Raw genomic sequence first — 11,592 nt, forward strand, 5'->3', positions numbered from 1 at the left:
CCGGATATCGACGATGAAGGAAAACCCCCCCCGCGCTGATGTCCTCGGGCACCAGGGGAACGTCCGAGATTCCAGGTACCTCGATTATCACGGGAAGGGTGAAGCGCTCGAATCCTCTTTTGATGCTCTCCTCGGTCATCGAGGAATCTCCGGTTATTGAAAAGGTGCAAGGGGGGGGCTGTCTATTGCGGCTGCAGCTCCACATCAGGAATCTGGCTCATCCAGCCCCGTACTTTTTTGTGCAGTGTCTTCGCCGGGGAATATTCCTCGTCGAGCGAAATGGCGCGGCTCAAAAGAGGGAGCGCTTTTCCGAACTCTCTTTTTCGAACGTGAATCAGGGCCTTGTTATAGAAAAGCCTCGGATCGAGTTGATAAGTCGAGATGAGCTGATCGTAGGCCTCCAGGGCCGTTTCGTAGTACTCATATCGGCAAGTGAGCAAACCAAGCTGCATGAGCAACTTCATTTTCGCAGATGACTCTGGCGAGGAAATGGCCTGCTGAAACGCCTCTTTTGCGCCCTCGGCATCACCTAGAAAGTGGCAACTCTCCCCGAGTCCGATGAATGCCTCGATACTAAACTCGTTCAGGGTGAGAGCCGTTTTGAATTCGGATTTGGCCTGACTGTATAGTTTCTCCTCAAGAAGCTTTGTTCCCCGAGTGACTGACTCGTCTGTCCGCTCGCTGAATCTTCCCCCGATGTCGGGAAAAATATTCCGGCCCTGTTCAACCAAGGCCTCGGCGGACTTTTTGTCGCCCCTGGCAAGATAAACCTCCATCATCGTCATCATGAGTTCGAGGAGAAAATCGACGAAAGGCGCATCGGGACCTTTGTAGATACCTGCTTTTTTCATCACGAACACGGCGCCAATAGATTTGGATACGATGTCGAGGCACTGGGCGGAGATATTCTGGATTTCCGATTTCGATTGAATCCTCTTGTTGAGGAGCGACTCGATGGCTTCCTTGAGATGCTCCACCTTAGTGGGTCTTTCGACGGCTGCCGTCGCCCCACTGCGAAGGCTCTCGTTGGCTGCCGCCCTGTCCTTTGAGCCGTACGTCATGATGACCGGGACATCGGGATTCGTCTCGCCGACGCGAATGGCGGCGAGAACCTTCTGGCCCGACATGTCGGATAGTTGATAGTTCAGAAATATTAGCTCGAAAATATTGGCGTCGTCCTCGCGGAGCGTGCTCAGGCCATCGCTGGTGAACGAGACGTTGCTGAGCTGGAGTTCTTTAAAAAATTCTCGGTAAATAGCCAAGGAATTACTGTTGCTGTCCGCGACGAGTATGGCAATTTTGGGGTCTATCTTTTCGGCCAGGTCGTTATTGGTGGCGCCTGTCTGCTCTGCAGCGGTGGTCGCGCTCGCCTCTCCGATGAAGTTTAGGAATTCATTTTCCAAACGCGGAAATACGATCTTTCCCTCGCGGACAATTCTTGCCGATTTGTCGTGGTCCTCCCGGGCATCGTGCATGGCGGCGGAGGTGAGAAAAAACATTTTCAAGGTATCGACAAAAGCCACCTCTGCCTCTTCGGTTTTTCCATCCCCGCGAAGATTCTTCACTTCATCAACGGACGACTTGAATTTGTCAACGAAGATTTGGTGGCGCTCCTTTTCCTCGCTCTTGGTGACGATGCGCCTATCGAGAAGCTTTTCGAGTGTTTTAAGGAAAGATTTCTTGTTGACGGGCCATTGGAGTTCGGCCGTTGCACCTGCCTGTATCGCCTTCTCAGCGTTCTCTATGTCGGAGGCGGTGTGCATGAAAAGAATGGGAGTCTCTTTGTTCTTGCCGTCGCTCCTGAGCGCCGCGACAACCTTCGGGGCGCTCAGGCCCTCAAGTGAGCTGCCAAGAATAATCAATTCGAACTTTGTGGAGTCGTCTTCTTGGAGAACTTGGTAGCCGTCCTCCACAAACGTAGGATTGTTGATCTGGAATTCATCGAGAATGGGCTGAAACGCATTGCGGATTTTAAGATCGCTCTCGGCCAGCAATATGGGAGTGTTCGAGTCGAACCTAACCATGGCCATAATAAATTCCTCGACTGCCGAGATTCTTGAATATCAGTTATGTTATTAAACTACAATAACATGAAAGCTTAGTAATGATGCGCTCCAATATTCGGGCGGAGGCATATTTGTGAAAAACCTAGACTACTCTTTCGGTGGAGTAATTTCGAGTTGCCGAAGAGAAATTGTACTATTTAGCTAGTGTGAATGAGATGTATAATGTAAATAATGAAATATTTTAGGGGGAAAATTACCGATCTCGCGTTTTCTCGCTTCCTTAGCGCGCCTAACTTTGCTCGCAACGCCGGGGCAGGGTTGCCTTAGCGATCCTCAGCTTTGCATTCACATTTTTTCTTGGGGGTGGGGGCCTCGCAAGAGGTGCATGTGCCTCGGGCCCCTGCTTTGCAGAGCCCGGCACTATCCGTGGGCGGGATACGTTTGAGTTGCGCATGGCGCGGAAGTTTCGCCTTCGAGCAGTCGCAGTGCCAAATCTTGAGGCAACCGTTGCTGATGTTAATGTGGCGGCCCGAGACCCATTCTCCTCCATCGCCCTCTTGGGGAGCGTCAACAGGGGGTGGAGTGCTCATTGGGGTGGTTGGCTGGGCGTACGCGGGAGCGATAAACATTGCGGCGGATAAAATTGCGAGTATGGTTTTTTTTATAGTTTGACTCATATCCCCTGGAGCGCCTCCGGGATGGGGACATCGCCCGCAAGAAGATCAATAATCTTGCGGCGCGTATTGTCGAAATCAAGGCAGGCGGCCATCACCGCCGCCACGTCGTCCCGGGTAACCTCGCCTTGCTGGCCGCCCAGATTTCCCGCCGCGACGTGTCCTGCACCGGGTGCGTCCGTCAGGCGGCCAGGCCGCACAATCGTGTAGTTGAGATCGCTATCGAGAAGACGCTGATCAGCTTTTTTTTTGGCTGCGAGATACGCTCTTAAATGATCGGGCCAGGTGTCCGGATAGTCGATGCGGATTGAGCTGAGAAGGATAAAGCGCGTAGCATTCGCCGCCACGGCGGCTTCCATGAGTTTGACCGCGCCCATGTGATCGACCGTCTCTTTTTTCTCGGGGCCGCTTCCTCGTCCGCCACCCGCCGCAAAGAAAACAGCCTCGCAACCCTCGGCGCTTGAGGAGATATCGCCCTCTAAGTCTGTAATGTATGGCTGGGCACCTGTCGCCTCGATTCGCCCAGCTTGGGCCGAATCGCGAATCATGGCGCGCACATCGTGGCCCCCCTTCGCCAGTAGGCGGGTGAGGCGAAACCCCGTGTTTCCGTTAGCCCCGGCGACGAGGATTTTCAAAATTTGTCTCCCTTTCAATAATCAGGCTGTGCCTGCGATCAGGCTGTGCCTGCACTCAGGCTGCGCCTGTGACGCGGGCGATGAGCGCATTCGGGTCTGATGGTGGTGTCTCACTGCGCCAGGCAACGTGCTGGTCCGGGCGGATAAGGACGAGATTCTTCTCATATAGCGCGCGCCCTTTTGGATCGTCGATGTCGAGCACCTTCAAAGGCACCCCGCGTTTTTGCGCGGCGGCCTCAAATCCTGAAACGTCTGTCTCACTGTCGAAGCGGAGCAATGTGAAGCCCTCGCCGAAATCATCATAGAGCGCCTGCCCATTTGATAGCCAGAAGTGAGGCGCCCGCCCGCCAGGGCAGGCCGTGGGAGCATATCCGGCAGGGTCGTCCACAGGTGGCGTTTCGCCTGCATGGTCGATCAGCGGCGAGCCATCGTAGCGCGCTCCGAGCTGGATGCCCTCGGCGCCGAAAAGCTCGGGCAGGTTTTCGAGCAAATACTGCGCCAACTCGCCACGCGCCGCCTCGCCCTCGGGCGTGTCGTCCTCAACTTTTTCGGGGACCTTCATTTTCGAGACAAGAAGCGCCATGCGGTGCGACTCCGAAGTGTTGCGAATGCCAATGGGCTGCCGCTCGGCCTCGTAGCTCGCGAGGAGATTTGCTCCCCCCCAGCCCTGACAGGCCGCCGCGAGCTTCCAGCCCAGATTGGCGGCATCGTCGATACCCGTGTTCATACCAAAGCCCCCGGTTGGGGTGAACAGGTGTACGGCATCGCCTGCCATGAAGACGCGCCCCTCGCCGTAGCGCTCGGTTACGAGGGCCTGGCCTGCCGTCCAGGGTTTGGACGAGAGGATTTTCACCGGCACATCGGCGCCTATTTGGGCAAGCGCGATTTTTTTTGCATCCTCATTCGAGACCTCCTCGCCAGGATCGAGCTTGGTGAACATCAAGAACTTGCCCTTGCCGTCCAGCGTGATGAAGGCTGATCGCTGCTCAGGGTTTGTCACTTGGGTGTGAAATGCCGGAGGATTGGCGAGGACATCATAAATCCCCGGCGCCTCAAGGTAGGTGGATTGCATGCGGCCCATCATGTAGTTCACGTCCTTGCCGCCATCGCCTGCGTAGCGGATGCCAAGCTCGCGGCGAACCGTTGAGTGCGCCCCGTCGCAACCCACGAGGTAGGCACACCGTAAGGTTTCCTTCTTTCCGCTCCTCGCCACCTCAAGCTCGGCCTCTACGTGGTCCGCGAGTTGGGTGAAACCCAGCAGCCGCCAGCCAAAGCGAACATCGGCGGCGGGAAGCTCGTCTGCTTTGTCTTTGAGTATCTGCTCGACGAGCATTTGCGAGACACGGTGCAGCGGCTCGGGCCCCACTTCGCGCTCAGGAGATCCGGGGGCGATCTTTTCGGCGGCCGAGGGCATCTTGAAGCGCACAATCTCCTGGCCGTTGAGCCGGGTGAGATAGACTGAATCCGTCACATGCGCAAGGGGAAGTCCCGTTTCGCGAACTTTGGGCGCAACCCCGAAGCGGCGATAATGCTCCATCGTGCGGGCGTTCATGGTGTTGCCCTGTGGATGGGTGGCGACGGTCTCGCTCTCGTTGACGATTGCACAGGGAGTGCCGCGCAACGCCAGCTCAATCGTGAGGCAGAGCCCCACGGGTCCCCCTCCGCAAATTAAAACTTGTGTGTCGAGATCAGGCATGGTGCGCTTCTCCTTAGCTTACGATCGTGCTCTTCAAAATATCTTCATTTGGCTCTAGGCCTAGCCCCGGCGTCAGGGGCAGGGTGTAGGAGCCATTTTCGGGCTGAGGTGGGTCGATGAAAATCTGATTCAAGGCGCGCCACATGAGCAGGTGGAACTCGACCCGCGTGCCGTTGTCCATCCCGGCCTGAAGATGGGCGTTGATGTGCGGCCAGCCGCCCCCGTTGGCGATGGGAAGGTTGAAGGCCTGGGCCATGGCGGCGACTTTGGCCCCCTCGGTGAAGCCCCCAACGTAGGCCACATTGGGCTGGGCCATGTCGATGGACTCGTTCACCAACAGTTCGCGGTGGCGCCATTTTGAGCTCTCGTTTTGCCCGGCCACAATCGGAATCGAAGTATGCCGCCGGAGCTGGGCGAGGAGTTTGGGGTCGTTGCCCCAGATCGGCTCCTCAAACCAGCCGATGCCGCAATCTTCAACTTTTTTACAAAGCTCAAGGGCCTGGTGGTAGGGCATCTTGTAGTTCGAGTCGATCAATATTTCAGGCCCCTCGCCAATCTCCTCGCGGACCCGGCGCACGCGGGCGGCATCCTCGTCCACATCCACGTTGTCGCGGTCGGCGCCGACAACCATCTTGAGGCGGGTAAACCCCTCGTTGAGCCAGCTTCGTGCGGCGATGGCGAGTTGATCGCGGGAGTATTCTCCCAATCCGAAGGTGACGTATGCCGGGACTGTTGCATCGGCGCCGCCAAGCAGCCGCCAAATGGGCTCGCCAAAATGTTTGCCCTTGATGTCCCAAAGGGCGATGTCCACCGCGCTCTGGGCCGCCGAGAAGGTGCCTCCTTGGTAGCGTGGGTCGTGGCGGTAGAAGCATTTGTGCCAGAGACGCTCGTGGGCCAGCGGGTCCTCACCGATGAGCAGCGGGGCAAGCTCGGAGTTGATGTGCTCGCGCACGGCGTTTTGTTGTATCGCGCCGGTGAGGCCGTAGCCGGTGATGCCTGAATCGGTTTCGACCCGGACAAAAATCAGGGCCCAGGGAAGCTGTTTGTCTAGAAGCGGCACATCGTTCGGGACAATATGCCGGCTGGCCTCGATCTTGGTGATTTTCATGGATGATTCCTCCGGTGATGAATTGAAAGATTTTTGATTTTTTTAGATGTAGTGCGCCGAGCCGCCGCCAACCTCTACCGTCACCCCGGTGACGAAGCTTGCCCGAGCCGAGGCGAGGAAGACGGCGACGTTTGCCACCTCCTCGGGCTGGCCCAGGCGTTTTAAAATCGAGGCATTCTCCCTGTTTTTCCAGGCGTCCTCTATCGTGCCGCCGAGGCGCTCGGCTATCCATTCGAGTCGCTCGGGCATCCCTTCGGTCTCGATAGGCCCCGGGCAAACGTTGTTGACCAGGATGCCGAACTGGGCCCCCTCGTGCGCGAGGGTTTTGGTAAAGCTGTTGAGCGAGGCTTTTGTCAGCGAGGTGGCCATGTCGCCGGGAAGGTAGACCTGCTTTCCGGCAAGCCCGGTGATGTTGACGACGCGGCCCTGGCTCGATTTTTTTAGATGCGGCCATGCCGCTCGCGCGCAGCGAATCGCGCTCATTACGTTGCGCTCGATTTCAGTGTGCCAGTCTGTGTCGGATAACTCCTCGATGCCTGCGAGCTTAATCTGTCCCACGTTGTTGACGAGAACGTCGAGCCCGCCTAGCGCCTCTACGGCCTCTGCCGCCGCTCGCTCGCAATCCTCGGGTTTGCTCAAGTCAGCGGCAACTGTCGTTATTTTTGAGCCCGTCTCGGCCCGGAGTTTTTCGGCCGCCTTCTCCAGCACCTCGGGCCGCCTCGCGCATAGCGCAACGCTAGCGCCCTCTTGCGCCAGCCCCCTGGCCACAGCGTGTCCGATTCCCTGGCTCGATCCCCCCACGAGGGCGCATTTTCCCTTCAATTCCATATCCACGGCAGACTCCTTATCGATGGCGCATACCGCCCGCGCCGAGTGGTCGAATTATTTGGATGAAAGTTACTCTCATTGTAATTGGCGGGGGGCGGCTTCACAACTTGTGGTCATGATATAGGTCCCCCACATCCAGGAGGGCGAGCTATGGAGGCCGAGGCTTCGAGGCAATTGGATATCGAATTTGTCTAAGAGTATTTAATAGAGGGGAGGAAATAAAAAAAACCGCCCGGAAGAGTTTCCCCTCCCGGGCGGTGGGTGTACTGGTGGTTAGCTACTTAGCCGCCTCTTGGCCGACCATTTATTTAATTATTTCGCATTTCCTGTCCGGCGGGCATGGCGCCTTCCCTACTAGCAACTGGTAGTCGAAGGTGACGCCACCGGCTTTACTGTCATTTGGTCTCCAATTACCTGCTTTGAAAAGAGCGCCGGTGTCCGTCTGAATGATTAGTGTCGTGCGAGCGGAGGGGATTCCTGTATTGCCTCCAAGCTCAAACAAAGAGCGCCTGGTATTCTCGTCCACATCCTCATAAGAGATGAGCAGACGCGGGTCTACCACGGCCCGGGCAGTCTTGCCGGTAAAGAAGAGCGGCCCGCCTTTAACAAACGAGCTAAACGAAAAGTCCGCACCCATGAGCAATTTGCATAGCTCTTTGGGTCGGCAAGTTTGGGTGTTGCCCGTGTCCAGATCTATGGCTGTGAAATCCGGGAGATTGACTGTCGTACTTGGGTTGTCAGCTCCCCCCGGTGCGCAGATGGGTGTTCCGTCGCGCTCGAACCCAATGAGAAACTCGCCCTCTGGGCAGCTAGTGCTCGTCATGTTTTTGATCAGAGCTTCAAGCGCTTTAATCCTGGCGTCGTTGCCGCTAATCCTCGCAGAATTGGCGTCAATCGCTGCTGCGTTTTCTTCAATCGCGGCAGCGTTATCAGACGAGGCGCCTGCGACGCCTCCTGCGCCGACCCCTCCCGCAGCGGCGAGAGCGATAGATGGTACGAGTAGCGCTGCGGCGATAAGAACTGCCCCCGCGATGGCGTAAAATTTATTTTTCATGTTTATCCCTCCTCAGGAAGCGGAACGAAAGTAAGTCAATTTTGGCTGAAATAATTTCTCTGAAATTAAAATGGTCCCCTTCTGTTCAGAGAAATTCACCAAAAGTCATGCAATAAGCAAATTGCTTAATTTGGCTAATATTTGCACATCTTTTATATTGATGTCAAATGAATTTATATATCTTTGATATATATGGTTTTATTCCTGTTGCTGAGAGGGGGCCTTCTGTTTTTGGGCTCAAATTTTTTGAACACAGCACAAAAAAACGCCGGCCCCGCTAGGGGGCCGGCGTTTTTGAGGAGGTTTGCTGTGGAAAATTAGATTTCGTAGCCCGTCTCGTTGTGCTGGCTCGGGTCGAGGCCGACCTGCTCATCCTCGGCGGCGACACGAAGGCCGACGATTTTGTCCACCACTTTAAGGATGATGAACGATAGAACGCCCGAATAGACGAGCGTGGCCACGATGCTGACAAGCTGAATCCAGAGCTGCCCGCCCATGGTGACGCCCTCGGCGAGGCCTGCGCCGCCAAAGCTATCGCTGACAAATATGCCGGTCAGGAGAGCGCCAACAATGCCGCCCACTCCGTGGACCGGAAAGACGTCGAGCGAGTCATCAATCTTGAATTTTTGTTTGATGATGCCCACGGCGTTGTAGCAGATGAAGCCGGTGGCAACGCCAATGACGAGCGCGCCAATGGGGCCAACAAAGCCCGAGGCCGGAGTGATGCCGACGAGGCCGGCGACTGCACCGGTGACAATCCCCAAGGCGCTCGGTTTTCCGAATTTGCTCCACTCGATGAACATCCAGGTGAGTGCGGCAGCGGCCGAGGACATGTGTGTCACCAGCATAGCCATGCCGGCAGCGCCGTCGGCGGCCAGAGCCGAGCCTGCGTTGAAGCCGAACCAGCCGACCCAGAGCATTGAGGCGCCGGTGACGGTCATGGTGAGGTTATGCGGCGAGGGCGGCTGTTCGGGAAATCCGTGGCGCTTGCCAAGCATGATGGCGCACACCAGGGCGCTTATCCCTGAGTTGATGTGAACAACAGTGCCGCCCGCAAAATCGAGGGCACCCATTCCACCGAGCCAGCCGCCGCCCCAAACCCAGTGGGCAACCGGGGCATAAACGAAAACCAGCCAGATGCCGGAAAAAAGAAACATGGCCGAGAATTTCATGCGCTCGGCGTAGGCACCGATGATGAGCGCCGGGGTGATTATGGCGAAGGTGAGTTGGAACATGGCGAAGACGGTCTCTGGAATATTTCCGAACAGTGAGTCCGTGGTTACGCCCTTGAAAAACATTTTACTCAGGCCACCGACGAAGGCGTTGCCATCCGAGAAGGCGAGGCTGTAGCCAATGACGAGCCAGAGAATTGAAACGAGGCAGGTGATCGAAAAACACTGCATCAAGACGGATAAAACGTTCTTCGTTCGAACCAGCCCGCCGTAGAAAAGGGCGAGGCCCGGTATCGTCATGAACAAGACGAGCGCAGTCGAGGTAAGTATCCAGGCCGTGTTGGCGCCGTCCAGCTTGGCTTCTGCGGCGGCGGCGAAGGCGGGCCAGATGGCTACGAGAGCCGATATCGAAAAAATGTACCATGCGAATTTACGGATTTTGTTTTCCACGTTTCCCTCCTCCTCAAGGGTGTTGGTGGTAAATGTTTTTAATTCGGCATCTGGTGATTTGTTAGATAGCTTCTTTTCCCCGCTCGCCAGTACGAATGCGAACAACTTCACCAAGCTGAATGATGAAAATCTTCCCGTCTCCTATCTGACCCGTGTTGGCCGCCTCGGCGATGGCCGAGACGATGGATTCTGTCTTTTCATCCTCGGCGAGAATCTCTATCCGGATTTTCGGGAGAAAATCGACGACGTATTCGCTTCCACGATAGAGTTCGGTATGGCCCTTCTGGCGACCAAAGCCCTTCACCTCAGTAATCGTCATGCCCGCGACCCCGATGCCGCCGAGGGCCTCCTTCACTTCATCCAGCTTGAACGGTTTGATGACGGCGACAACTTTTTTCATCTTAACGTTCTCCTGCTCCGGGAATCGTCCCTCCGGCTGGAAAGAGAAATGGATATGTCCCGCCCCTGTGTATGGGAAGTCGGGACCTCAAAAAACAAACCAATGTAAAGAAATTAATAGCACAGAAATATTTCGAGCAGGTTACGTAAACTTGCGAAAATAGAAAATGCTGTAAGTGTTTGTTTTTAAATTAGCAGTATTGATTTGTTATGTACGAATTTGCTGTACCTGACTTCCCGGTCCCTTGGTTTAGATTTTCCCTCCGGACGCCAATGGGTGGCGCCCGAAAAAGGGGGGGGCGCGATGCCGGGGCCGGAAACGCCGGGATGGAAAATAAAAGGGGCTGGTCGCAATGCCGCTCGGTCGGTGCAAGAGCGCATATCGGGAGGCAGGCAGATACATATGGGTCGGCGACCCTCGCTCCAAGAATTTATGGAAACCGAGGTGGGCTCAGATTCTGGCCCGCTGAATTTCAGGGGGCGCGAGGCGCTGCTAGGGCCGATGGCACATCTCGACGAGGTGCTTCGTCTCGGTCTGCCCGAGCAGACGGTGAGTATTCTCAAAGGAACTCAGATCGGCATGACATCCGTGGCGATTGGGCTCGCGCTCTACTGTGTTCGAGTGCGCCGCTTGAACGTTGGCTACTTTTTGCCTGATCAAGATTTTGCCAACCGCTTTGCCGATACGAGAATTCGCCCGGCTATCCGCAATCCTCGTCTTGCCGCCGCCATGCGGGATGGTCGCTATCGGGGGGCAGCCTCAAAAGGGTTAAAAGAGTTTCCTGCCCCTGGCGGCTCTCGCTTTCTTTATGTCTTGGGTCTCCAGGATATCGGCAACGCGATATCACTGCCGCTCGATGTGCTCATCCGCGATGAAGTGGACGATTTGCCGCCTGAAAATCTTGCCTGGTCTAACGATCGCCTCGATGCCTCAAGGATTGGCCTTACCGTCAACCTCGCCATGGGCCGCACACCTGGTCGGGGTATCCACGCCATGTATGAGGACGGCGACCGGCGCACCTGGCGTGTGCCCTGTTTCGGTTGCCAGAGCGAATGGACTCTTGAGGAGCACTGGCCGGAAGTGCTCGCGGACGCACTCGCGGACGATGGCGGTCCCCCTCGCCTCGTCTGCCCAAGCTGCGGTGCCCATCTCTCGCGCTCGGCGGGAAGATGGGCGCCCGCTGGCGAGCCCGCCTTGCGCAGTCATGCGAGCTGGCGAATTCCCCAGCTTGCTGTCGAGGCGATCCGGCTTGAGAGAATTGCCGCCAAATGGCGCGCCGCCCGCCGCCCCGGCGAGGCGGCGAAGTTCCGTTGCTCGGCCCTTGCCCTTCCGGATGCGGGCGAGAGTAGGCCCATTGACGCTGCCCTTATTAGCCGCCTTCGCGAGACGGCCCCCTATCAAATGGAGCGCCCTCCGGCATGAACGATGAAACGCTTATTAAAGAAGAGGCGCGGCTTCCCCGATTCTGCGGAATTGATACGGGGGAGAGTTGTGCGCTTGCCGTCCGGGAGCAGGTAAGCGTGGGCGGCCCTACTCGCTGGGTCTACTTCGAGGCGCCCCCCGCCGATC

The 11,592-nt window shown here is 56.6% G+C and carries 12 protein-coding genes; 2 read left to right on the forward strand and 10 right to left on the reverse strand.

Annotated features, from left to right (window positions below; all coding sequences use genetic code 11):
- From HOJ95_01350 to HOJ95_01395, 10 genes are all read right to left on the reverse strand, one after another.
- The coding region (locus tag HOJ95_01350) for a hypothetical protein (protein MBT6393327.1) at positions 1 to 139 on the reverse strand (139 nt) is incomplete at its 3' end.
- A 43-nt stretch (positions 140 to 182) separates the two neighbouring features.
- Positions 183 to 2,030, reverse strand: coding sequence for a response regulator (locus HOJ95_01355; GenBank protein MBT6393328.1), 1,848 nt, complete (start codon positions 2,028 to 2,030; stop codon positions 183 to 185).
- 299 nt (positions 2,031 to 2,329) lie between these two features.
- Positions 2,330 to 2,683 (reverse strand): hypothetical protein, encoded by a 354-nt coding sequence (locus tag HOJ95_01360; GenBank protein MBT6393329.1) that lies wholly within the window; start codon positions 2,681 to 2,683, stop codon positions 2,330 to 2,332.
- Positions 2,680 to 3,315, reverse strand: coding sequence for an SDR family oxidoreductase (locus HOJ95_01365; protein MBT6393330.1), 636 nt, complete (start codon positions 3,313 to 3,315; stop codon positions 2,680 to 2,682). The genes HOJ95_01360 and HOJ95_01365 overlap by 4 nt, the downstream gene beginning before the upstream one ends.
- 55 nt (positions 3,316 to 3,370) lie before the next feature.
- Positions 3,371 to 5,011, reverse strand: a complete 1,641-nt coding sequence (locus HOJ95_01370; GenBank protein MBT6393331.1) for a monooxygenase — start codon at positions 5,009 to 5,011, stop codon at positions 3,371 to 3,373.
- 13 nt (positions 5,012 to 5,024) lie between these two features.
- Positions 5,025 to 6,119, reverse strand: coding sequence for a mandelate racemase/muconate lactonizing enzyme family protein (locus tag HOJ95_01375; GenBank protein MBT6393332.1), 1,095 nt, complete (start codon positions 6,117 to 6,119; stop codon positions 5,025 to 5,027).
- Between the two features lie 42 nt (positions 6,120 to 6,161).
- On the reverse strand, positions 6,162 to 6,953 hold the full coding sequence (locus tag HOJ95_01380; GenBank protein MBT6393333.1) for an SDR family oxidoreductase: 792 nt from the start codon (positions 6,951 to 6,953) through the stop codon (positions 6,162 to 6,164).
- Between the two features lie 298 nt (positions 6,954 to 7,251).
- Positions 7,252 to 8,001 (reverse strand): hypothetical protein, encoded by a 750-nt coding sequence (locus HOJ95_01385; GenBank protein MBT6393334.1) that lies wholly within the window; start codon positions 7,999 to 8,001, stop codon positions 7,252 to 7,254.
- A gap of 317 nt (positions 8,002 to 8,318) precedes the next feature.
- Positions 8,319 to 9,623 carry an ammonium transporter gene (locus HOJ95_01390; GenBank protein ID MBT6393335.1) on the reverse strand — a complete coding sequence of 435 codons (1,305 nt, stop codon included), beginning with the start codon at positions 9,621 to 9,623 and terminating at the stop codon, positions 8,319 to 8,321.
- Between the two features lie 61 nt (positions 9,624 to 9,684).
- Complete coding sequence (locus HOJ95_01395) at positions 9,685 to 10,023, reverse strand: P-II family nitrogen regulator (protein MBT6393336.1); 339 nt, start codon at positions 10,021 to 10,023, stop codon at positions 9,685 to 9,687.
- 303 nt (positions 10,024 to 10,326) lie between these two features.
- On the opposite strand from HOJ95_01395, the gene HOJ95_01400 reads away from it, so the two are divergent.
- Positions 10,327 to 11,445, forward strand: a complete 1,119-nt coding sequence (locus tag HOJ95_01400) for a hypothetical protein (protein ID MBT6393337.1) — start codon at positions 10,327 to 10,329, stop codon at positions 11,443 to 11,445.
- The coding region (locus HOJ95_01405; GenBank protein ID MBT6393338.1) for a hypothetical protein at positions 11,442 to 11,592 on the forward strand (151 nt) is incomplete at its 3' end. The genes HOJ95_01400 and HOJ95_01405, both read left to right, overlap by 4 nt.

Source organism: Nitrospinaceae bacterium (assembly GCA_018669005.1).
Taxonomy (GTDB): Bacteria; UBA8248; UBA8248; order UBA8248; family UBA8248; genus UBA8248.

Coding starts and splice junctions, on each gene's coding strand:
- HOJ95_01355 (MBT6393328.1), bottom strand. CDS start 2,030: ATGGCCATGGTTAGGTTCGACTCGAACACTCCCATATTGCTGGCCGAG.
- HOJ95_01360 (MBT6393329.1), bottom strand. CDS start 2,683: ATGAGTCAAACTATAAAAAAAACCATACTCGCAATTTTATCCGCCGCA.
- HOJ95_01370 (MBT6393331.1), bottom strand. CDS start 5,011: ATGCCTGATCTCGACACACAAGTTTTAATTTGCGGAGGGGGACCCGTG.
- HOJ95_01375 (MBT6393332.1), bottom strand. CDS start 6,119: ATGAAAATCACCAAGATCGAGGCCAGCCGGCATATTGTCCCGAACGAT.
- HOJ95_01385 (MBT6393334.1), bottom strand. CDS start 8,001: ATGAAAAATAAATTTTACGCCATCGCGGGGGCAGTTCTTATCGCCGCA.
- HOJ95_01395 (MBT6393336.1), bottom strand. CDS start 10,023: ATGAAAAAAGTTGTCGCCGTCATCAAACCGTTCAAGCTGGATGAAGTG.
- HOJ95_01400 (MBT6393337.1), top strand. CDS start 10,327: ATGCCGGGGCCGGAAACGCCGGGATGGAAAATAAAAGGGGCTGGTCGC.